Source organism: Amnibacterium sp. CER49 (genome assembly GCF_029846255.1).
GTDB lineage: Bacteria > Actinomycetota > Actinomycetes > Actinomycetales > Microbacteriaceae > Amnibacterium.
The window spans coordinates 1,158,268-1,178,465 of sequence record NZ_JARVWQ010000001.1; the positions used below are offsets into that span (position 1 = coordinate 1,158,268).

Genomic DNA, 20,198 nt, shown 5'->3' on the forward strand with positions numbered 1-20,198 from the left:
CGTGTAGGTGACCCGCCCTCGTGTAGGTGCGCACGTCGCGTGTCGCACCTACACGAGGGCGAAGTACCTACGGCCGGTATCGCCGCCGTGTGAGGGCGCCGACGTCAGCGGGCGGTCCAGCCTCCGTCGATGGCGAGCGTCTGGCCGGTGATGAGCGACGCGGCCGGCGATGCGAGGAACACCACCGCGCCCGCGACCTCGTCGGGCACGCCGATGCGGTGCAGCGCCGCGATCCGCTCGACGGTGTCGGCCCGGAAGTCGGGGTCGCCGAGCGCGGAGGCCGTGCCGTCGGTCTCGATGAAGGTCGGCGCCACCGCGTTCACGCGGATGCCGTCGGTCCCCCACTCGACCGCGAGGCAGCGGGTGAGGTGGATGACCGCGGCCTTCGCGACGCAGTAGGCCGACTCGGTCGGCAGCGCCACGAGCCCCGCCTGCGAGGCCATGTTCACGATCGCGCCGCCGCCCGCGGTCCGCATGTGCGCCGCCGCGTACTGCGACAGGAAGAACGTCGACCGCGTGTTCAGCGCCCAGACGGCGTCGAAGTGCTCGGGCGTAACCTCGGCAGCCGGCTCGGAGATGCCGCCGCCCGCGTTGTTCACGAGCACGTCGAGGCCCCCGAGCCGGTCGACGCAGGACTGCACGGCCGCGCGGCCCTGCTCGAGGTCGGTCACGTCGAGCTGCAGCGGCAGCACGCGGCGCCCGAGCGCGCGGATCTCGTCGGCCGGTCCCTCGTCGTGCGCGGCGTCACGGAGTCCGAGCGCCACGTCGGCGCCCGCCTCCGCGAGCGCGACCGCGATGGCGCGACCGAGCCCGCGGCCCGCGCCGGTGACGAGCGCGATCCGGCCGGTCAGGTCGAACCGGTCCCTCTCCCCCGCCATCGGCTCAGGGCTCGTCGTCGGGACGCCGCTGCGCCACGGGGCCGACGCCGTCGGCGCCCGGATGCCGAGGGATGTGCACGTCGCTCTCGTCGACCTCGACGTCGCCGGAGTCCGTGTAGTCACCCGTGCCGGGCAGCACCTTCACCTTGCTGCGGTCGATGTCCGGATCCTGCAGCGCCGGGCTGCCGCCCTGATCCTGCTGCAGCTCGGACACCTCGCGGTCGCTGCTCGGGCTGTAGTCGGTGTCCTTGCGCTCCGACGGGTCCACGTTCGGCGGGGACTCGATGATCGGCTTCCGCTGCTGCTCGTCGCTCATACGGGAACGCTAGGCAGCGCGCCCGGGCGGAACCTGCGCGGCGATCAGGCGCCGAGCCGCTGGAGGGCGGCGTCCAGCTCGTCGATCACCTCGCGGGTGCCGGCCATGATCATGCGGGCGGACGGGGCCGCGCCGTCGAGACCCTCGACCACTCCGCCGGCCTCGCGCACGAGCAGGGCGCCCGCGGCCTGGTCCCAGGGGTTGAGGCCCTGCTCGAACATCCCGTCGATCGTCCCCGCGGCGACCGCGGCGAGGTCGAGCGCGGCGCCGCCCGCGCGGCGGAGGTCGCGGACGAGCGGCAGCAGCCCGGCGACGACCCGCGCCTGGTTGCCGCGGACGGCCTGCGTGTAGTGGAAGCCGGTGGCGAGCAGCGCCCGGTCGAGCGCCACCGGCGGACGGACCGCGAGCCGCTCGCCGTTGCGGTGGGCGCCACCGCCGGCGGTCGCCCAGTACGTCTCCGCGAGCGCGGGCGCCGCGACCACCCCGGCGAGCGCCCGCCATGAGGCGGGGTCCGGCTCCCCCTCGACGATCGCGATCGAGACCGACCAGTTCGGCAGCCCGTAGAGGTAGTTCACGGTGCCGTCGATGGGGTCGACGACCCACGTGAGGCCGCTCGTGCCGCGCTCGGCGCCGGACTCCTCGCCGAGGAAGCCGTCGTCCGGCCGCAGGTCGGCGAGACGGCCGCGGATCAGGGCCTCGGACGCCTCGTCGGCGGCGGTGACGACGTCGATCGGTGACGACTTCGTGCCCGCGACCTCGACGCCCTCGCGCCGGAGCCGCGCCGCGAGGGCCGCGGCCTCCTCGGCGATGCTCCGGGCGGTCTCGAGCAGGTCCTCGTACGGCACGGCGCAAGCCTGCCGCAGATCGGGGCCGCCGGCCCCCGCAGGTTCGTGACGGGCGACCGTGCGGGGGCTCAGCCGGAGGCCCGCAGCACGTCGACCTCGCAGCCGGGTGCGAAGGGGTCGAACCCGTGGTCCATCAGCCAGCGGATCGCGACCAGGCTGCGGAGCGACCACCACCCGCGGATCCCGTCGACGTCGACGTCGCCGCCGTACCCGGCGAGCACGTCGGGCAGCCGATCCGCGTAGCCGAGCGTGAGGGTGGCGAGGTCCGCCAGCGGATCGCCCTGGGCGCCCTCCGACCAGTCGAGCACGCCGACCACCTCGTCGCCCTCGAGGAGGACGTGCGCGGGTTGCAGGTCGCCGTGCACGAACACGGCGGGCCGGGGCGCGAGGGCCGCCTCGGCGAGGGCCCGGTTCCGCCGGACGAGGTCGGCGGGCAGGAGCCCCCCGCTCACCAGCGCGGCGCACTCCGTGTCGAGCCGCGTCCGCAGCTCCGCGCTCGACGGCCCGGACCACTCCGGCGGCGGCGCGCCATGCAGCGTCCGCAGCGTCGCGCCGGAGGCCGCCCAGGCCGCGGGCGAGGCGGGCGACGGCGTCCCGAGCCGGGCGAGGGCGGTGCCGTGGATCGCGGCGAGCGCGAGCACGGGCGGCTGCCGCCAGAGCACGCGCGGCACCGGGACGGGCGCCAGGGCCATCGCGGCCACCTCGCGGTCGACCCGGGCCTGATCCGCGTCGATCTTGAGGAACACGTCGCCCACGCGGAGCGTCGCCCGCTCGGCGTGCGCGACGACGACCTCCACCTCATCCGCGTCCACCCGGGACATGCTGCCCGCACCGGCCGCTCGGGCGTACGGTCGGCGCAGGAGGGAGCGCCATGCCATCGGTCGCCGAGCTCGTGGAGGGCCCCGCGCACGGGCGGGGCGTGGATGCTGCGGACTTCGATCGCGCCGTCGAGATCGCCGAGGCCGGCCGGGTCGAGCTGGTTCGAGTGGGGCCGGACGAGGTCGCCGGACTCGTCGACGGCGTCGAGGTGCGCTTCACCGTGCGGGACGGCTCCCTGGTGACCGTCCCCGCGTCGTGGACGAGGGAGCTGATCGCGGCGGCGCTCGAGGTCTGGCGGCGCACGCCCGAGCACCCGTGAGCGCCAGCCACCGCGGGAGCGCGGAGGCCGAGCACACCTCACCCGCGGCTTCCCCGGCACCCCACCCCGGCGTCCGGTGATGCCCGTGGCGCCGCAGGTGCTGCCCGTCGAGGTCCGCGGCGAGGTGCGCGTCCAGGTCCCGGCCGGCGTGCCGGTCGAGACCGCCTGGCGCGCGTACACCGAGCCGGCGCTGCGACGCCGCTGGTTCCGCCTTCCGGGACGCCTCGAGCACGAGGACGTCGACGTGCGGGAGGGCGGCCATCACCTCCTCCGCGGCGCCTTCGTGCTCGACGACCGGACCGAGCACCTCGACGGCCGCGCGCGCTTCCTCGAGCTCGCCGCGCCACAGCGCGTCGTGTGGACGTACGAGGTGCGGGTCGACGACGTGCTGCGTTCCGTCGCCCTGTGCTCGACGTCCTTCGTCGCGAGCGCCGGCACGGAGCTCGTGCACGAGGAGCAGTTCACGGTGTTCGGCGCCGACGATGCGGCGGCTGCCGCGGGCGCCGCCGAGCGGCGCGGTGGGGTGCGGCTGCAGCTGAACGGCTGGCGAGGGGTGGCCCTGGCGGCCGCGCGCGGGTGAGCCCCAGCCGACCTGCTCCGGAGCACCGACGTTTCGCCGCCTCCGGAGCGACGAGGTTCCGGAGCAGCCGAGCCGGGCCGGACGGAATCGCTTCTCCGTCGTGCCATCCGGAATTCCGGACCATTGTTCAAAGAGCGCTCATCGACTCCGATGATGTGCGAATTCTGAGCGGCTGACCCCGTACGTTCGAAACCAGGACCGCCGGCGGCAGCCTCCTCCTGATGAAGACGGGCTTCGGGGCTCCCTTCGCGACGCGAGGATCCGCGCCGCCGGCGATCCGTCTCCGTACCCGGGCCCTGGGTTCCCCCGCCTCGCTGCCCTGGGAACCCAGGGCGACCCGATCTCGATATCGCGGTTGAGATCGAGGTCCGCCAAGGAGTACGGTGCGCGCGGGTTGTCGGCGGCAGAGCCTCGTGGGCCGGAAGGACACGCGGCCACCGAGGCCGAGAACGCGCACAGATCGCCTCGTTCCTCACCTGGGGTGGTGAGGAACGAGGCGATCGCATCGGGGCCGGTGCCCTCCTGCATCCCTGCAGCGGTCGCGGCGATGCGGGTGCTGGAGCGCCGGCACAGGCATCGACCTCCGCATGCGCCGGCAGGGACCCCCGCATCTCAGCGAAGAATGAGCGTCGCCGGCGATACCGTCCGCCCGTTGTCGGCGGCACTGCCTCGTCGGCGGGGACAGCGAGGTCACCGCGGTCGATGACGCACGGGCGTCCCGTCCGCGTCCTGGAGCGGGCGGGACGCTCCGGCGCCGAGCGCGTCGCCCACGATCGGGCACCACCGGGGGGTCGGGGACGGCCGCCACGGGGAGGCCGTTCTGCGCTGCCATGTCGCACGGCCCGGAGACGGGAGCAGCGCCGGAACGCAGATGCTCCGCACCCCTGCAGGGGCGCGGAGCATCTGTGGCGGGTGAGGGATTCGAACCCCCGAAGGCAGAGCCAGCTGATTTACAGTCAGATCCCTTTGGCCGCTTGGGTAACCCGCCTGGCTGCTCCGGCCGACCTGATGCAGGTCGGCCGGAGGCGCGGCGTTCAGCGTACCGGAGGCTCGCGTGGGCGCCGAATCACGAAGGGGTCTCAGGCCTCCCGCGTCGCCCGCCCTCACCCCTCCCGCGCCGGCCCCGACCGGCGCTGCCTACACTGTCGCGCATGGCCGATTCCTCCTTCGACGTGGTCAGCAAGGTCGATCCCATGGAGGCGGAGAACGCCGTCAACCAGGCCCGCAAGGAGATCGAGCAGCGGTACGACTTCAAGGGCATCGGCGCGCGCATCGACCACTCCGGCGAGACGATCACGCTGCACGCCTCGAGCGAGGAGCGGGTGAAGGCCGTGCTCGACGTGCTGCAGTCGAAGCTCGTGAAGCGCGGCATCTCGCTGAAGAGCCTCGACGCGGGCGAGCCGTTCGCGAGCGGCAAGGAGTACCGGCTCGAGGCGAAGCTGAAGAACGGCATCGACAGCGACCAGGCGAAGCGGATCAACAAGCTGATCCGCGACGAGGCGCCGAAGACCGTGAAGAGCCAGATCCAGGGCGACGAGCTGCGCGTCACGAGCAAGAGCCGCGACGACCTGCAGGCGACCATCGCGCTCCTGAAGCGCGCGGACCTCGACCTCGACCTGCAGTTCGTCAACTTCCGCTGATCCCGGTCCCCGGCATGCCGAGGTCGGCATAGAGGATCCGGCGACGCCCGGAAAGGGGCGTTCGCTCGGGCGCCGCGATCCCTAGACTCGCGCGCATGCCGCCCAGTGTTTCCCTGGCGCTGACCATCGCGGCGTTCGTGCTCGACCTCACCATCCGGGTGCTGGCCGTCGTCTTCGTGCCCAAGAACCGCCGCCCGGCCACCGCCACAGCCTGGCTGCTCGCGATCTTCTTCATCCCGTACGCCGGCGTGATCGCGTTCCTGCTCTTCGGCAGCACCCGCCTGCCGCGCCGTCGGCGCGACAAGCAGAAGGAGATCAACCGCTACATCCTGAACGCGACCGAGGGCATCGACGGGGCGATCGAGACCGAGGCGTGGCCGCCGTGGTTCGCCTCGCTCGCGGGGCTCAACCGAAGGCTGGGCGCGATGCCGCTGCTGTCCGGCAACACCGCGCGCGTCTTCGACGACTACGACCGGTCCCTCTGGGCCATGGTCGAGGCCGTCGAGACCGCGGAGCACTTCGTGCACGCCGAGTTCTACATCCTCTCGGCCGACAGCACGACGAAGCCCTTCTTCGACGCGCTCGAGGCCGCGGTGCAGCGCGGGGTCACCGTGCGCGTGCTCTACGACCACATCGCCTCGCTGCGGGTGCGCGGCTACCGCCGCACGAAGAAGCGGCTCACCGAGCTCGGCGCCGAGTGGCATCCGATGCTGCCGGTGCAGCCCTGGCTGGGCCGCTACCAGCGACCCGATCTGCGCAACCACCGCAAGGTGCTCGTCGTCGACGGCCGCGTCGGCTTCATGGGCTCGCAGAACATGATCGACCGCACCTACGACCGGTGGACGAACCGCCGCCGGGGCCTCAGGTGGAAGGACCTCATGCTCCGCATCGAGGGCCCCACGGTCGCGGCCCTGAACGCGATCTTCCTCACCGACTGGTACAGCGAGACGAACGAGCTGCTGCAGCGCGAGGCCCGGCAGTCCGTCGCCCCGGTCGGGACCGAGGATCTCGACTGCCAGGTGGTGCCGAGCGGCCCGGGCTTCGAGGGCGAGAACAACCTGCGCCTCTTCAACGGCCTGATCTACGCGGCGCAGCGCAAGATCGTGCTCACGAGCCCCTACTTCGTGCCGGACGACTCGATGCTCTACGCGGTCACGACCGCCGCGCAGCGCGGCGTCTCGGTCGAGCTGTTCGTCGGCGAGATCGGCGACCAGGCCGTCGTCTTCCACGCCCAGCGCTCCTACTACGAGACCCTGCTGAAGGCCGGCGTGGTCATCTGGCTCTACCCGGCGCCGACGATCCTGCACGCGAAGCACTTCACGATCGACGACGACGTCGCGGTCGTCGGCTCGAGCAACCTCGACATGCGGTCCTTCACGCTGAACCTCGAGGTGTCGCTGATGGTGCGCGGGCGGCAGTTCGTGAACGACCTGCGGCAGGTGCAGGAGGGCTACCGGCGCGCGAGCCGGCGCCTCACGCTCGACGAGTGGCAGCGCCGCCCGCTCCGCACGGCGGTGCTCGACAACGTCGCTCGCCTCACCGCCGCCCTGCAGTAGCGATCCGCCAGGCTGGCGGAGCACGGGCGGACGGAGGGAGCGAGCGTGGCGGTCCTCCCCCAGCGCGCGCCCGAGCCGCGGTTCGTGCTCGCGAGCGACGGCGTCCGGCTCGCGACGTACGACGAGGGCGACGCCGAGGCGCCCGCCGTGCTCGCCGTGCACGGCTTCGCCTCGTCGGCGGCCGCGAACTGGTGGGCGACCGGCTGGGCGCGCGACCTGGTCCGTGCCGGGCACCGGGTGCTCGCGCTCGACCAGCGCGGGCATGGCGCGAGCAGCACCCCGCGCGACGCCGGCGCGTACTCGATGGACCAGCTCGTCGACGACGTGCGGACCGTGCTCGACACCTACCTCCTCGACGGCATCGACTACATCGGCTACTCGCTCGGCGCCCGGGTGGGCTGGCAGGTCGCGGTGCGGCTCCCCCACCTCGTCGGCCGCGCGATGCTCGGCGGGATCCCCGACGGGGACGCGCTCGCGAGCTTCCGAGGCGACGAGGCGCTCGCCTTCGCCCGCGGCGGGCCGCCCGTCGAGCACCCTCTGACGCGGGCCTACATCGAGATGGCGGCGGGCATCCCCGGCAACGATCTCGAGGCGCTCATCGCGCTCGTCGACGGCCTGCACGACGCCCCGCGACCCGACCCCGCGGACCCCCCGCGACAGCCCGTGCTGTTCGCGACCGGCAGCGACGACCCGATCCTGCCTGCGTCGCAGCGGCTCGCGGCAGCGACGCCGGGCAGCGACTTCTTCGTGATCCCCGGCCGCAACCACTTCAACGCGCCGCCGTCGCGGCCGTTCCGCGACCGCGCGATCGCGTTCCTCGCCGACGGCTAGCGTCGAGCCCGTGCCCGAAGCGCTCTCCCGGAACGCGGCCCGCGTCCTGCTGCTCGACCAGCACGACCGCGTGCTGCTCATCCAGGGCTCGGATCCCGCCGCGCCCGAGCTCGGGAGCTGGTGGATCACGCCGGGCGGCGACCTCGAGCCGGACGAGACGCCCGAGGTCGCGGCGGTGCGCGAGGTGTGGGAGGAGACCGGGCTCGAGCTGCACGGGGTCACCGGGCCGCTCTGGGAGCGCACCTCGACCTTCCCCTTCGACGGCGTGGTCGTGACGCAGCACGAGCAGTACTTCACCGTCCGCGTGCCGCACTTCGAGCCGGCCGGCGCCGCGCTCACCGACCTCGAGCAGCGCGCGACCATCGCCATGCGCTGGTGGACCGCCGACGAGGTGCGCGGCACCGCAGAGCGCGTCTACCCGGAGAACCTGCCCGAGCTGCTCACCGACGCCTCGGCCAGAGTCTGAACGCTTCCCGGGAAGCGCCCGAACGGCTCCGCGCTGGGCGGTACCGTCCGGCCATGGCTTCACGATCGCTCCGAGTCGCGTTCCGCTCCGACGAGACGCTCCCCCGCCACTCGGCCACCGCCGACGACCTCCAGGTGCACGACATCGACGTCGCGCCCGGCACCGAGGACGTCCCCCAGCTGCTCGAGAACCCCCACGTCGACTTCCCGGGTCGCTGGGTGCTCGCGGGCGAGGCCGACGGCATGCCCGTGTACGTGCGGGACCGGGCGCTCGCCGACACCAACGACACGGTCGCGCTGTAGCGCGACCCTGCGTGGGCGCTAGGCGACCGGCTCGCCGAGCGACGCCGCGAGCATCGCGTCGCGCGGCACGACCTTGACGCGGGCACGGCCTTCCGGGGCGCCGAGCGCGATCTCGTGCTGGTCGAGCAGGTGCCAGCCCTCGACGGTCGTGTAGCGCACGCCGCGCGACTCGAGCAGGTCGATCACCGACTGCTCGCGCGGCTCGGCCGGGCTCCACCAGTCGGCGGAGTCGCGCAGCACGTGGTCGATCGTCTCCATCGCGTCGGACTTCGTGTGCCCGATGAGCCCGACGGGACCGCGCTTGATCCAGCCGGTGGCGTAGAGGCCCGGGATCTGGTGACCGGTCCGATCGAGCACGCGGCCCTCGGAGTTCGGGATCACGCCGCGCAGCTCGTCGAAGGGCACGTCCGGCAGCGGCGAGCCGAAGTAGCCGACCGCGCGGTAGACCGCCTGCACGGCCTGCTCGCGGAACTCGCCCGTGCCACGGGCGCCGCCCTTGCCGTCCGGCTCGGTGCGCTCCCAGCGGATGCCCTCGACCCGGTCCGTGCCGAGGATCTCGACGGGCCGCGACCACCAGTGGAAGTGGAGCCGCCGGCTCGCCGCGCCGATCTCCCGCTGCCGCCACGCCTGCAGCACCCGGTCGATCACGAGCACCTGCTTGTTGCTCCTGATCGCCGTGCGGGCCTGCTCGTCGTAGTCGAAGTCCTCGTCGTGCACGACCATGTCGACGTCGCGCACCTCGCCGAGCTCGCGCAGCTCGAGCGGCGTGAACTTCACGTTGGCGGGGCCGCGGCGCCCGAACACGTGCACGTCGGTGACCGGCGACGTGGCGAGCCCGGCGGCCACGTTCGGCGGCACCTCGGTGGGCATGAGGTCCTCGACGTGCTTCGCGAGCATGCGCGCGACGTCGAGAGCGACGTTGCCGTTGCCGATCACCGCGATCTGCTCCGCGTCGAGCGGCCACTCGCGCGGCACGTCGGGGTGGCCGTCGTACCAGGAGACGAAGTCGGCCGCCCCGTACGAGCCGGGCAGGTCGATGCCGGGGATGTCGAGCGCGGCGTCGCGGATCGAACCGGTCGCGAAGATCACCGCGTGGTAGTGCCGCTGCAGGTCCTCGAGGGTGATGTCGGTGCCGTACTCGACGTTGCCGAACAGGCGCACCGCGCCGCCGTCGAGCACCTCGCGGAGGGCGCCGATGATGCCCTTGATGCGGGGATGGTCGGGCGCGACGCCGTAGCGGACGAGGCCGTAGGGCGCGGGCAGGCGCTCGAAGAGGTCGATCGAGACGTCGAAGCCGCGGTCGGCCTTCTTGGCGAGGTCGGCGGCGTAGATGCCGGCCGGCCCGGCGCCGACGATCGCGAGGCGGAGCAGGGTCACGGAGGTCCTTCCCGGCGGGACGTGGGGGCGTCCCGCGAGTCAGTTCGAGCGGTCGACGAGCAGGTCGGCGAACCGGATGAGGGCCCGGCGCACGGTGCCCTCGGGCAGGGCGTCGAGGGCCGCGACCGCCTCGGCGGCCCAGCGGTGCGCCTCGCGCGTGGTCTCGGCGGTGACGGGGTGGGCTCGGAGCTCGGCGACGGCCTGCTCGAGCGCCACCTGGTCGTCGTCCTTGCCGCTCGTCAGGGCCTCGATGCGCGTGAGCAGCGCCTCGTCGGCCGTGCCGGGCCGCGCGGTGCGACGCAGGTAGAGCAGCGGGAGCGTGGGCACGCCCGCCTTCAGATCGGTGCCCGCGCGCTTGCCGGTCTCGGCGTCCTGAGGCGCGAGATCGATGACGTCGTCGACGAGCTGGAACGCGACACCGATGCGCTCGCCGAACTCGACGAGCGGCTGGCGGTACTCGCCCGGCGCGCCGGAGAACACGATCCCCCACTCGGCCGCGGCCGAGATGAGCGCGCCGGTCTTGTCGCGCAGCACGCCGAGGTAGTGCTCGACCGGGTCCTCGCCGGGCTGCGGGCCGATGGTCTCGTGCAGCTGCCCGAGCACGAGCCGCTCGAACGTCTCGGTCTGCCCGACGACGTTCGAGCCGTCGACGCGGGCGATGAGCTTGCTCGCCCGCGCGAAGAGCAGGTCGCCCGTGAGGATCGCGACCGAGTTGCCCCAGACGGTCTGCGCGCTCGGCACGCCCCGCCGCTGCTCCGCCTCGTCCATGACGTCGTCGTGGTACAGCGACGCGAGGTGCAGGATCTCGACCGCCTGGGCGGCCGTGACCACCGCCGGGCTGACGCCGTCGCCGAGCTGCGCCGTGAGGAGCGTGAGCAGCGGGCGCACCCGTTTGCCGCCCGCGGCGAGCAGGTAGCGGGTGGTGACGTCGGCGAACCCGTCGTCGAACGAGACGCGCTCGAGCAGCCCCTGCTCGACCTGCTCGAGGCCGTCCTCGATCGCCCCGACCATGCCGCGGTCGTCGCCGGAGAGGAACAGCCGCTCGGTGAGCCCGATCTGCGCGGAGAGCGACTTGCTGCGCCGCGCGACCGGCACGCGCGCGCTCACTCGCTCGCCCAGACGCCGGCAGCGGGCTTCACGCCGCGGTGCAGGGCGACGATGCCGCCCGTGAGGTTGCGGTAGCGCACCTGCCGGAAGCCGGCCTCGCGCATCCACGCGGCGAGGGTCGTCTGGTCGGCCCACGCCTTGATCGAGTCGCCGAGGTAGCCGTAGGCGGGCGCGTTCGAGCTCGCGAGGCGGGACACGACCGGCATGACCCGGTCGAGGTAGGCGAAGTAGGCGGCGCGCACCGGCGCGATCGGAGGCTTCGAGAACTCGCAGATCACGATGCGCGCGCCGGGCTTGGCCACCCGGTACATCTCGGCGAGGGCACGGTGAGGGTCGGCCACGTTGCGGAGGCCGAACGAGATCGTGACCGCGTCGAACTCCTCGTCGCCGAACGGCAGGGCGAGGGCGTCGGCGAAGACGAACTCGACGCGGGACTCGTCCTTGAGGCGCGCGCGCCCGACGGCGAGCATGCCCTTGCTGAAGTCGGCGGCGACCACCCGGGCGCCGGAGCGGGCGAGGGCCTCGCTCGAGGTGCCGGTGCCGGCGGCGAGGTCGAGGATGCGCTCGCCCGGACGCGGGTTCACCGCCTTGACGGTGGCGACCCGCCAGAGGGCCGCGTTGCCGCCGGAGAGCATCGCGTTCGTCATGTCGTACCGGCGGGACACCCGATCGAACATCGCGGCCACATCGGCCGGCTTCTTCGTGAGGTCGGCCGAGGACACCCTGGGAGTCTAGGCGAGAGGCGCACGCGTACTCTGTGCGGGTGACGGTCGGTGCGGGCGCAGCATTCACCGTCGCGACCAGGACCTATCCCGCGAACGGCGGCGCGGCCGAGGCGCTCGGCGCCGAAGCCGGACCGCCCGTCACGGCATGGGCGCGCGGCGACGACCGTCTGCTCGGCTACGGCGTGGCCGCCCGGATCGTCCTCTCCGGCCCGTCGCGCTTCGCCGACGCGGCCACGGCCTGGCGACGGCTGCTCGAGGGCGCCCGGATCGCCGATGAGGTCGGCCTGCCCGGCAGCGGTCCCGTCGCCTTCGGCGCGTTCGCCTTCGACGACGCCTCCGCGGCGCCGAGCGTCCTCGTCGTGCCCCGGCGCATCGTCGGACGGCGCGACGGGGTCGGGTTCGTCACCGATGTGACGGGCACCGGCCCGATCGCCACGGCCGCGGTCCCCGCGCAGGGGCCGGGCACGCGGTTCGCCGACGAGGACTACGTGGCCGCTGTCGCCGCGGCCGTCGAGCGGATCCGGGCCGGCGGCCTGCAGAAGGTCGTGCTCGCCCGCGACCTCGCCCTGGCTCCCGCCGAGGTCGATCCGGCCGCCTGGCTGCGCGCGCTGCGTGCGAGGCACCGGGACGCCTTCACCTTCGCGGTCGACGGCTTCTTCGGGGCGAGCCCCGAGACCCTCGCCACGGTCCGCGACGGCGTCTTCACGGCCCGGGTGCTCGCCGGCACCGCCGCCCGCGACGCGGATCCGGCCCTCGACGCCGCGGCGCGCGGCGGCCTGCTCGGCTCGGCGAAGAACCGCTTCGAGCACGCCCTCGCCGTCGACAGCCTGCTGCTCACCCTCGGCGAGCGCGTCGACGACCTCCGCATCGGCCGCCCGTTCGCGCTCGGGCTGCCGAACGTCTGGCACCTCGCCACCGACGCCGAGGCCCGGCTCCACGCCGGCACCGGCGTGCTCGACCTCGTCGCCGCGCTGCATCCGACGGCGGCGGTCGCCGGTGCCCCGCGTGCGGACGCGATCGAGCTCATCCGCTCGCTCGAGCCGTTCGACCGTGGGCGCTACGCCGGTCCGGTCGGCTGGGTGGGAGCGTCCGGCGAGGGCGAGTGGGCGATCGGGCTGCGCTCGGCGCAGGTCGAGCCGGGCGGCGTCGTGCGGGCCTTCGCGGGCGCCGGCATCGTCGCGGCCTCCGAGGCGCGCAGCGAGCTCGCCGAGACGGCGTGGAAGCTCACGCCGGTGCTCGAGGCCCTGGGCGAGCAGCCGCTGCTGCCGACAGGGGCACCTCGAGCAGGCTCGGCCGCGCTTCCGGCGCGGTGAGTGCCCGGTCGAGGTCGCCCCGGGTCTCGATGCGCCGGTACGACCAGCCGTAGGCGCGGGCGAGCGCCTCGAGGTCGGCGGGGCGCGGGGTGCGCACGACGCGCTCGAAGTCGGCCGGATCGGCGGTGCCGGCGACCTCGAGGGTGTCGAAGATCGTGCCGCCGAGGTCGTTGCCGACGATCACCTGGAGCCGGGGCACGGGCTCGCCCGGCGCCTGCAGCAGCGCGCCGGCGTCGTGGAGCAGGGCGAGGTCGCCGAGCAGCACCCGCACGGTACCGGCGCGGCCGTCCGCGGGCAGCCCGAGCGCGACGCCCGTGGCGGTCGCGATCGTGCCGTCGATGCCGGCGAGGCCGCGGTTCGCGAGCACGCGGATGCGCTTGCCCGGGACCACCTGGTCGGCCTCGCGGATGAGGCGGCTCGCGCCGAGCACGAGCCGGTCGTGCGGCCACGTCGCCCGCCAGACGGCATCGACGAGCACGCGGCGGGTGACCGGCGCGCGCAGCGCCGCGAGCTCGGCGCGCGTGTGCTCGCGCAGCTCGCGCGGGCCCGGCGCGTCGGGAGAGCCGACGTACGGCAGGTCCTCCGTGCGGTCGACGAGCGCGCGGGACGCGGTCACCCAGCGCCCGGTCCACGCGCGGTCGGCATCCTGCCCGGCCGCCACCACGCCGTCCACGGTGGTCGCGCGGCCGCCGGTCGGCTCGAACCGCTCCCCGGGCGCGCGGACGACGACCACCTCGACGTCCGGCCTGGCGAGCAGCCGGGGCACCTGCCGGCTGAGGGTGGGGTGGCCGAAGACCACGGCCCGCTGCACGCGGCCGCCGAGCTCCGGCTCGTCCAGCAGCTCGCGGTAGGCGGCGACGAGGTGCGGCCCGAAGCGCGCCCCGCTCGAGACCTCCGCGAGCAGCGGCACCCCGAGCGCCCGGGCGAAGGCCTCGGCGCGCTCCCCGGCGCCGTCCCCGGCGACGACGACCGTGCGCGGCCCGGGCTCGATCGGAAGCGGCGCCCCGGCGGCGCCCGGCCCCGCGGGCGGCGGCGCCGCGGGCACCGGTTCAGCGGGCGGCCCGGAGAGCGGCTCGCGGTACTGCAGGTTCACGTGCACCGGTCCCGGGCGGCCGACGGACTCGTCCCAGGCGAGCGCGCCGATGCGGGCGGCAGCGGCCACGTCGTCCGGCCCGGCGGGCGCGGGCACGTCGTGCTCGGCGCGCACCGCGGGCGCGAAGAGCCCGGGCTGCTCGGTGGTCTGGTTCGAGCCGGTGCCGCGCAGCTCGGCGGGGCGGTCGGCGGTGAGCAGCAGCATCGGCACGCCCGAGTGGAACGCCTCGAGCACGGCCGGGTGCAGCTCGGCGACCGCGGTGCCGGAGGTGACGACCACGGCGGCAGGACGTCCGGTCTCGCGGGCGATGCCGAGCGCGGTGAAGCCGCCGACGCGCTCGTCGATGCGCACCGCGAGCCGGATCCGGCCCTCCCGCTCGAGCCGGGCGGCCGCCAGGGCGAGCGCCTGCGACCGCGAACCGGGCGAGACGACGACGTGGGTGAGACCGCGCGCGACGAGCGCCTCGAGCAGCGCGGCTGCGGCGGCACCCGCGGGGCTCGCCGGCTCAGCCACGCCACGTCCGGGTCCCGTCGGTCTGCTCCACGCCCGCCACGGTACCGGCGGGCGGCTCAGCGGCGGCGGCCGTCGCCGTCGTCGTCCGCGTCGCCGTCGAGGTTCGCGAGCTCCTCCTCGAGCCGGCTCAGATCGATCCTCGGCTCGCGGCGCTGCGGGCCGCGCGAGCGGGTGCTCGGGCCGGTGAAGCGGGGGTCGTCGTCCGGAGGCAGGCGCCGCGCGGCCCGCACCGGGATCCGGCCGAGCAGGAACCAGAGCGCCGGCCCGATGACCGGGAGCAGCAGCACGACCGGCAGCCAGAGCGACTTCGGCAGCGCACGCACCCGGTAGCGCTCGGTGAGCGCGCAGTCGACGACGGCGTAGATCGTGCAGACCAGGACCACGATCACCAGCCCGACGATCAGCCGACCCATTCGAGCGAGTGTAGGTGAGCGCCGCGCCCCCGTGGCGTGTCGAAGTGCCCCCGCGGGTATCGATTCCCTGAGCGTTCCTCGGGCCGGGTCCGCAGCCGCGGCGCCCCGGTGCCGCCGACCTACACTGGACGACCGTGAGCGGGACCGAGGAGCGCCGATCCCGGCTGCCGGGCTGGCTCGTCTACTCGGTGCTGCGGGTGCTCTCCTTCGCGGTGCCGTTCCTCGTCGCATGGGGCCTCGGCGTCGACCCCCTGCTCGCCGTCGCGCTCGGCGCCGTGATCGGCCTCGCCGTGTCCGTGCTGTTCCTGTCGCGGCAGCGGCGCGCGTTCACGAGCGAGCTGCAGGCGCTCGGGAGCCGCCGGGAGCGCCGGCGTCCCTCCGCGGGATCCGACGAGTCGGTCGAGGACGGGCTCGCCGACGGCCCGGACGGCGGTCAGAGCGCGAGCGCCGCGGCCAACCCCAAGCCGTAGAAGAGCGCCGTCAGCCCGGTGAGGCTGAGGGCGAGCACGAGCTCGCGCGGGGTGCGCCCCGTCACGGTGATGATCACGGCCGGTCCCGCGAGCAGCAGCGTGAGGAAGACGAGCGACGCCGACGGGTAGAACAGCGTCAGGTAGCCGAGCACCAGGTACGGCACGAGCAGCAGCACCGCGAAGAGCACGCGGGTGCCACGCGCGCCGATGCGGACGCTCAGCGTGCGCTTGCCGGCGGCGCGGTCCTGCTCGAGATCGCGCAGGTTGTTCACGAGCAGCACGGCGCAGGCGATGCAGCCGATCGCGACCGCGGTGAACCAGCCCTCGGCGTTCACGAGGCCGAGCAGCACGAACGTGGTGCCCGCGGTCGCGGCGAGGCCGAAGAACAGGAAGACGACCACCTCGCCGAGCCCCGCGTAGCCGTAGGGGCGCCTTCCGCCCGTGTAGAACCAGGCCGCGACGATCGCGAGGGCGCCGACCGCGAGCAGCCACCAGACCTGCGTGACGACGACGATCGCGAGGCCGGCGACCGCGGCGAGCGCGAAGCAGACGAGCGCGACGGCGAGCACCGTGCGCGGCTTCGCACGACCGGACCCGGTGAGCCGCGCGGGTCCGACGCGGAACGCGTCCGTACCGCGGATGCCGTCGGAGTAGTCGTTGGCGAAGTTCACGCCGATCTGCAGCAGCAGCGCGACGGCGAGGCAGAGCCAGGCCAGCCAGAGGTGCGCGGGGCGCCCGTTGCCGACCGCGGCGCCGGTGCCGAGGGCGACCGGCGCGATCGCGAGCGGCAGCGTGCGCGGACGGGCCCCGTCGATCCAGTCGCGGACCGTCGCGCGCCGCTGCGCCCTCGGGACCGGCTTCCGCGACGCGGGCCGGGCGGGGCCGCGCCGAGCCGCCGGTCGCTTCGCCGTCGTCCTGCTCGCCACGCCCCAATCGTTCCACCGATTCCCCGCCCCCGGGGCGGGACCGATGGACGTCAGGCGGGCTCCGGCGAGGCCGCCGCGACCGGGGCCGGACCCGTCGGCGTGAGGAGCACGAGCACGGCGGCGACCACGCCGAGCGCGGGGACGAGCAGCAGCCCGACGCGCACGCCCACGAGGTCGCCCAGCGCGCCGACGAGCGGCGGGGCGCCGGCGATCGCGATCCCGAGCGCGAACGAGGCGGACGCCGACGCGTCGTCCGGCCGGTCGTCCGACGCGGCGACCAGCCGGGCGAGCGAGAGGGGGGACTGCCCCGCGATGCCGAGCCCTGCCACGCCGAGGGCGGCGACCGCGAGCCACCCCTGCGTCGCGGTCCAGAACACCGCGAACCCGGCCAGGCTGACGGCGATCGAGGCGAGCAGCAGCACGTCGACGCGGAGGCGCCGTGTGAGCGGGCCGATGAGGAGCCGCCCGACCATGATCCCGGTGAGCATCAGCGCGAGGCTCGCGGTGGCGAGGGCGTCGGGCACGTGCCGGGCGGCGAGCAGGACGGGCGCCCACACGGAGAGGCAGAACTCGACCCCGAGCACGACGGCGAAGGAGCACCAGACGCCCCAGAAGCGCCCGGGCAGCCGGCGCCGGATCGGCGCGGGGCGCGACTGCCGCGCCCCGTCCCCCGCCGTCGCGGCCCGGCGCGAGCCGACCGCCCCGAGCAGGCCGAGCAGGGCTGCCAGCGCGAGCACCACCGCGAACGCAGCGCGCCAGCCGAGCACGGTGGCGCTCGCCGCACCCACCGCGAGCGGGGCGACCACCCCGGCCGCCTGCGAGACCGCGGCCCCCTCGCTGAGCGCCCGCGGACCGTTCGGTCCGTGCACGACCGCGAGATCGGCGAACGCCGCCGACTGCACGAGCGTGCCACCGAACCCGGCGACCGCGATCCCGAGCATCGTGACGGGCAGCACCCCTCCGGCGAGGTAGAGCAGGACGCCGGCGCAGAGACCGGCCGCGCCGATCCAGGCCGTCGCGACGCGGCCCACCCGCGCGGTGAGCCAGGTCGTCGCGAACGGGCCGAGCATGAAGCCGATCCCGAACGCCGTCGCGTGCAGCGCGGCGAGCGCGAGCGGCACCCGCAGGTCGCGTCCGATCAGACGCACGGTCGGGGCGTAGCCGTCGATGACGAAGGCGACGAGGCCGAGCTGGCCGTACCGGACCCAGGTCGTGCCCGTCCGCAGGAAGCGCATCAGGTCTCCCGCGTCGGCGCCGGTGGTCGCAGAGCATTCTGCCGGGCCCCTCCTGGGCGGCTCGCGCCGCGAGCGCCCCTAGGGTCGTCGGGTGACGACGGCCACGACCCGATGACCTCCGCGACCGCCCTGCGGCCCGGCTTGCGGGGCTGGCGGAACGCGATCATGGCCGCCTTCGCACTCGGCGGCGTGAGCCTCTCGACGTGGGGCCCGCGGCTGCCCACGCTGCGTGCCGACCTCGGCGTGACCGACGCCGTGATCGGCGCCGTGCTGGCGGGCGTGACCGTCGGGTCGATCACCGGCCTGCTGCTCGCGTCGCCGCTGCTCACGCGTTTCGGCGCGCGCCGCGCGATGCTCGGCGTGCTCCTGCTCGTCGCCGCCGGGATCGCGCTCGTCGGCTTCGCCGCCGGCACCCTGCACGCGGTCGCCCCGACGGTGCTCGGCTTCGTCGCGGTCGGGCTCGGCATCGGCGCGCTCGACGTCATGATCAACGTCGAGGGAGCGGCCGTCGAGGCGGCCGCGGAGCGCACGCTCATGCCGCTCATGCACGCCGCGTGGTCGGCGGGCGCCATCCTCGGCGCGGCGCTCGGCGCCGCCTGCGCCGCCCTCGAGGTGCCGCCCGCGACGCAGTTCGCCGGCGAGGCCGTCGCGATCGCGGTGCTCGCGGTCGTCACCGTGCGGTTCGTGCCCGCGAGCGAGCACGGGCCCGCGCAGGAGGACCGGCCGTCCGCCGCCGAGCGCATCCGCGGCTGGGCGCGCGGCTGGACCGACTGGCGCCTGCTGCTCATCGGGGCCGTCATGCTCGGTGTCGAGCTCGGCGAGGGCTCCGCGAACAACTGGCTCACCCTCGCGGTGCGCGACGGCCACCGCCAGCCGGACGCGACCGCGGCGCTGTTCTTCGTCGCCTTCGCCGCCGGCGAGACCACCGCCCGCGTGCTCGGCGGCCCGCTCGTCGACCGCCTGGGCCGGGTGCGCACGATCCGGATCACGACGGCGCTCGGCGCGGTCGGCCTCGTGCTGTTCATCCTCGGGGGTGCCCCCTGGATCGTGCTCGTCGGCGTGCTGCTCTGGGCCGTCGGGGTCTCCATGGGGTTCCCCCTCGGGATGTCCGCGGCAGCGGAGAGCGGGTACGGGGCGGCGGCGGAGAGCGGAGCGGACGCCGCGGCTCGCGTCAGCGTCGTCGCCTCGATCGGCTACCTCGCGAACCTCGCCGGTCCGCCGGTCGTCGGTCTGCTGTCGCAGGGCTTCGGGCTGCTGAACGCCCTCTGGCTCGTCGTGCTGCTGCTCGCCCTCGGCTTCGCCGCCGCCGGGGCGCTGCGCCCGCGGAGCGCCTGAGTCAGGTCCGCGCGACCACGGCGATGGCCACCCGGTCGGGCTTGCCGTTCGGCAGCAGCGGCAGCGGGTCGAGCACGAGCAGCCGTCGCGGCGCGGCCCGCCGGCCCAGCTCGTCGGCCACCCTGTCGCGGACCACGGCCAGATCGACTCCGCGGGTCGCGGTCGCGACGACGGGCACCTCGCCCCACTCGGGATCCGGCGCCCGCACGACCACCGCGTCGGCGAGCCCGGGCAGGGCCTGCACGACCCGCTCGACGAGGCCGAGCGACACCTTCTCGCCGCCCGTGATCACGACGTCATCGAGCCGCCCGGTGATCGTGAGGCGCTCGCCGTCCCACTCCCCCGCGTCACCGGTGCGGTACCAGCGCACCCCCGGCTCATCGAGGAAGGCGCGCGCGGTGCGCGCGTCGTCGCCGAGGTAGCCCTCGGCGAGCATCGGCCCCGCGAGCAGCACCTCGCCGTCGACGACCGCGACCCGCACCCCGGCGAGCGGCACGCCGTCGTAGACGCAGCCGCCGGCGGTCTCGCTCGCCCCGTACGTGCGGACGACGCGCATGCCCGCGGCGCGGGCACGCTCGGCGAGCGGCGCGGACAGGCGGCCGCCCCCGATCAGCACCGCGTCGAGCGCGCGGCAGGCAGCGGCGACCTCCGCCTCCCTGTTCTCGACCGCCTCGACGACCCGGTGCAGCTGCGTCGGCACGAGGGCGCTGTAGCGGCGCCGGTCGGCCGGCAGCGATGCGACGGCGGCCGCGAACGCCGAGGCGGTGAAGGGCCCGGGTGGCACGACGACCGGCTCCGTCCCGGCCGCGAGGGCGCGGACGACCACCTGCACGCCGGCGATGTAGTGCGTGGGCAGCGCGAGCACCCAGCCGCCCGGGCCGCCGAGCACGCCCTCCGTCGCGGCTGCTGAGGCGAGCAGCGCCGAGGCCGACAGCGCGACGAGCTTGGGGGCGCCGCTGCTGCCCGAGGTCGCGATGACGAGGGCGACCCGCACCGGTACGCGGTCGGGGAGGCCTGCGGGCCGTGCCGCATCCGGTGCGAGCGGCAGCACGGCCGGGCCCGAGCCGTCGACTGCGGCCCGCAGCGCGGCGATCACCGGCGCCGGGTCCCCGGCGGGGACGACCTCGAGATCGCGCACG

Annotated in this window: 22 protein-coding genes and 1 tRNA gene; 10 read left to right on the forward strand and 13 right to left on the reverse strand. The window is 74.9% G+C overall.

Annotation, left to right across the window (positions count from 1 at the left end; translation table 11 throughout):
• Positions 1 to 104: 104 nt before the first annotated feature.
• From QDR37_RS05480 to QDR37_RS05495, 4 genes are all read right to left on the reverse strand, one after another.
• Positions 105 to 878 carry an SDR family NAD(P)-dependent oxidoreductase gene (locus QDR37_RS05480; protein ID WP_279712600.1) on the reverse strand — a complete coding sequence of 258 codons (774 nt, stop codon included), beginning with the start codon at positions 876 to 878 and terminating at the stop codon, positions 105 to 107.
• Between the two features lie 4 nt (positions 879 to 882).
• Positions 883 to 1,194: a hypothetical protein gene (locus QDR37_RS05485; protein ID WP_279712601.1), complete on the reverse strand. Its 312-nt coding sequence runs from the start codon at positions 1,192 to 1,194 to the stop codon at positions 883 to 885.
• Between the two features lie 44 nt (positions 1,195 to 1,238).
• Positions 1,239 to 2,039 (reverse strand): inositol monophosphatase family protein, encoded by an 801-nt coding sequence (locus QDR37_RS05490; protein ID WP_279712602.1) that lies wholly within the window; start codon positions 2,037 to 2,039, stop codon positions 1,239 to 1,241.
• Between the two features lie 68 nt (positions 2,040 to 2,107).
• Positions 2,108 to 2,851 (reverse strand): phosphotransferase, encoded by a 744-nt coding sequence (locus tag QDR37_RS05495; protein WP_279712603.1) that lies wholly within the window; start codon positions 2,849 to 2,851, stop codon positions 2,108 to 2,110.
• A 59-nt stretch (positions 2,852 to 2,910) separates the two neighbouring features.
• Between QDR37_RS05495 and QDR37_RS05500 the strand changes: the two genes are divergently transcribed.
• A complete protein-coding gene (locus tag QDR37_RS05500; protein ID WP_279712604.1) occupies positions 2,911 to 3,177 on the forward strand; it encodes a hypothetical protein in 267 nt (88 codons plus the stop codon).
• A gap of 85 nt (positions 3,178 to 3,262) precedes the next feature.
• On the forward strand, positions 3,263 to 3,757 hold the full coding sequence (locus tag QDR37_RS05505; RefSeq protein WP_279712606.1) for an SRPBCC domain-containing protein: 495 nt from the start codon (positions 3,263 to 3,265) through the stop codon (positions 3,755 to 3,757).
• Between the two features lie 906 nt (positions 3,758 to 4,663).
• Here QDR37_RS05505 and QDR37_RS05510 read toward each other — a convergent pair.
• Positions 4,664 to 4,745, reverse strand: a tRNA-Tyr gene (locus tag QDR37_RS05510).
• 163 nt (positions 4,746 to 4,908) lie between these two features.
• On the opposite strand from QDR37_RS05510, the gene QDR37_RS05515 reads away from it, so the two are divergent.
• From QDR37_RS05515 to QDR37_RS05535, 5 genes are all read left to right on the forward strand, one after another.
• Positions 4,909 to 5,397: a YajQ family cyclic di-GMP-binding protein gene (locus tag QDR37_RS05515; protein ID WP_279712608.1), complete on the forward strand. Its 489-nt coding sequence runs from the start codon at positions 4,909 to 4,911 to the stop codon at positions 5,395 to 5,397.
• A 95-nt stretch (positions 5,398 to 5,492) separates the two neighbouring features.
• Positions 5,493 to 6,953, forward strand: a complete 1,461-nt coding sequence (gene cls, locus QDR37_RS05520) for a cardiolipin synthase (RefSeq protein ID WP_279712609.1) — start codon at positions 5,493 to 5,495, stop codon at positions 6,951 to 6,953.
• Positions 6,954 to 6,998: 45 nt separating this feature from the next.
• Positions 6,999 to 7,784: an alpha/beta fold hydrolase gene (locus QDR37_RS05525; protein ID WP_279712610.1), complete on the forward strand. Its 786-nt coding sequence runs from the start codon at positions 6,999 to 7,001 to the stop codon at positions 7,782 to 7,784.
• Between the two features lie 10 nt (positions 7,785 to 7,794).
• Positions 7,795 to 8,250 (forward strand): NUDIX domain-containing protein, encoded by a 456-nt coding sequence (locus QDR37_RS05530; protein ID WP_279712611.1) that lies wholly within the window; start codon positions 7,795 to 7,797, stop codon positions 8,248 to 8,250.
• Positions 8,251 to 8,303: 53 nt separating this feature from the next.
• Positions 8,304 to 8,552: a hypothetical protein gene (locus QDR37_RS05535; protein WP_279712612.1), complete on the forward strand. Its 249-nt coding sequence runs from the start codon at positions 8,304 to 8,306 to the stop codon at positions 8,550 to 8,552.
• An 18-nt stretch (positions 8,553 to 8,570) separates the two neighbouring features.
• On the opposite strand, the gene QDR37_RS05540 is transcribed toward QDR37_RS05535, so the two are convergent.
• From QDR37_RS05540 to QDR37_RS05550, 3 genes are read right to left on the reverse strand one after another with little or no spacing between them, the layout of a single operon-like run.
• A complete protein-coding gene (locus tag QDR37_RS05540) occupies positions 8,571 to 9,929 on the reverse strand; it encodes an FAD-dependent oxidoreductase (protein WP_279712613.1) in 1,359 nt (452 codons plus the stop codon).
• Positions 9,930 to 9,968: 39 nt separating this feature from the next.
• The gene (locus QDR37_RS05545) at positions 9,969 to 11,036 is read right to left on the reverse strand and encodes a polyprenyl synthetase family protein (protein ID WP_279712614.1); all 1,068 of its coding nucleotides are present in this window, start codon (positions 11,034 to 11,036) and stop codon (positions 9,969 to 9,971) included.
• Positions 11,033 to 11,758, reverse strand: coding sequence for a demethylmenaquinone methyltransferase (locus tag QDR37_RS05550; RefSeq protein ID WP_279712615.1), 726 nt, complete (start codon positions 11,756 to 11,758; stop codon positions 11,033 to 11,035). The genes QDR37_RS05545 and QDR37_RS05550 overlap by 4 nt, the downstream gene beginning before the upstream one ends.
• Before the next feature lie 41 nt (positions 11,759 to 11,799).
• Between QDR37_RS05550 and QDR37_RS05555 the strand changes: the two genes are divergently transcribed.
• Positions 11,800 to 13,074, forward strand: a complete 1,275-nt coding sequence (locus QDR37_RS05555; protein WP_279712616.1) for an isochorismate synthase — start codon at positions 11,800 to 11,802, stop codon at positions 13,072 to 13,074.
• Here QDR37_RS05555 and menD read toward each other — a convergent pair.
• On the reverse strand, positions 12,986 to 14,680 hold the full coding sequence (menD, locus tag QDR37_RS05560) for a 2-succinyl-5-enolpyruvyl-6-hydroxy-3-cyclohexene-1-carboxylic-acid synthase (protein ID WP_279712617.1): 1,695 nt from the start codon (positions 14,678 to 14,680) through the stop codon (positions 12,986 to 12,988). The two genes, QDR37_RS05555 and menD, sit on opposite strands and share 89 nt — an antisense overlap.
• A gap of 56 nt (positions 14,681 to 14,736) precedes the next feature.
• Entirely contained in the window at positions 14,737 to 15,093 is a 357-nt protein-coding gene (locus QDR37_RS05565) for a PLDc N-terminal domain-containing protein (RefSeq protein WP_279712618.1), read from the reverse strand.
• Between the two features lie 134 nt (positions 15,094 to 15,227).
• Between QDR37_RS05565 and QDR37_RS05570 the strand changes: the two genes are divergently transcribed.
• Entirely contained in the window at positions 15,228 to 15,563 is a 336-nt protein-coding gene (locus QDR37_RS05570) for a DUF4229 domain-containing protein (protein ID WP_279712619.1), read from the forward strand.
• On the opposite strand, the gene QDR37_RS05575 is transcribed toward QDR37_RS05570, so the two are convergent.
• Both QDR37_RS05575 and QDR37_RS05580 read right to left on the reverse strand, forming a co-directional pair.
• On the reverse strand, positions 15,527 to 16,378 hold the full coding sequence (locus QDR37_RS05575) for a 1,4-dihydroxy-2-naphthoate polyprenyltransferase (protein WP_279713559.1): 852 nt from the start codon (positions 16,376 to 16,378) through the stop codon (positions 15,527 to 15,529). The two genes, QDR37_RS05570 and QDR37_RS05575, sit on opposite strands and share 37 nt — an antisense overlap.
• Before the next feature lie 161 nt (positions 16,379 to 16,539).
• The gene (locus tag QDR37_RS05580; RefSeq protein ID WP_279712620.1) at positions 16,540 to 17,724 is read right to left on the reverse strand and encodes an MFS transporter; all 1,185 of its coding nucleotides are present in this window, start codon (positions 17,722 to 17,724) and stop codon (positions 16,540 to 16,542) included.
• A 165-nt stretch (positions 17,725 to 17,889) separates the two neighbouring features.
• Between QDR37_RS05580 and QDR37_RS05585 the strand changes: the two genes are divergently transcribed.
• Positions 17,890 to 19,059: an MFS transporter gene (locus QDR37_RS05585; protein ID WP_279712621.1), complete on the forward strand. Its 1,170-nt coding sequence runs from the start codon at positions 17,890 to 17,892 to the stop codon at positions 19,057 to 19,059.
• 1 nt (position 19,060) lies between these two features.
• Here the strand turns inward: QDR37_RS05585 and QDR37_RS05590 are convergent, their stop codons facing one another.
• Positions 19,061 to 20,197, reverse strand: a complete 1,137-nt coding sequence (locus QDR37_RS05590) for an AMP-binding protein (RefSeq protein ID WP_279712622.1) — start codon at positions 20,195 to 20,197, stop codon at positions 19,061 to 19,063.
• Position 20,198: the final 1 nt, after the last annotated feature.

Coding starts and splice junctions, on each gene's coding strand:
- QDR37_RS05480 (WP_279712600.1), bottom strand. CDS start 878: ATGGCGGGGGAGAGGGACCGGTTCGACCTGACCGGCCGGATCGCGCTC.
- QDR37_RS05485 (WP_279712601.1), bottom strand. CDS start 1,194: ATGAGCGACGAGCAGCAGCGGAAGCCGATCATCGAGTCCCCGCCGAAC.
- QDR37_RS05500 (WP_279712604.1), top strand. CDS start 2,911: ATGCCATCGGTCGCCGAGCTCGTGGAGGGCCCCGCGCACGGGCGGGGC.
- QDR37_RS05515 (WP_279712608.1), top strand. CDS start 4,909: ATGGCCGATTCCTCCTTCGACGTGGTCAGCAAGGTCGATCCCATGGAG.
- cls (WP_279712609.1), top strand. CDS start 5,493: ATGCCGCCCAGTGTTTCCCTGGCGCTGACCATCGCGGCGTTCGTGCTC.
- QDR37_RS05535 (WP_279712612.1), top strand. CDS start 8,304: ATGGCTTCACGATCGCTCCGAGTCGCGTTCCGCTCCGACGAGACGCTC.
- QDR37_RS05565 (WP_279712618.1), bottom strand. CDS start 15,093: ATGGGTCGGCTGATCGTCGGGCTGGTGATCGTGGTCCTGGTCTGCACG.
- QDR37_RS05580 (WP_279712620.1), bottom strand. CDS start 17,724: ATGCGCTTCCTGCGGACGGGCACGACCTGGGTCCGGTACGGCCAGCTC.
- QDR37_RS05585 (WP_279712621.1), top strand. CDS start 17,890: ATGGCCGCCTTCGCACTCGGCGGCGTGAGCCTCTCGACGTGGGGCCCG.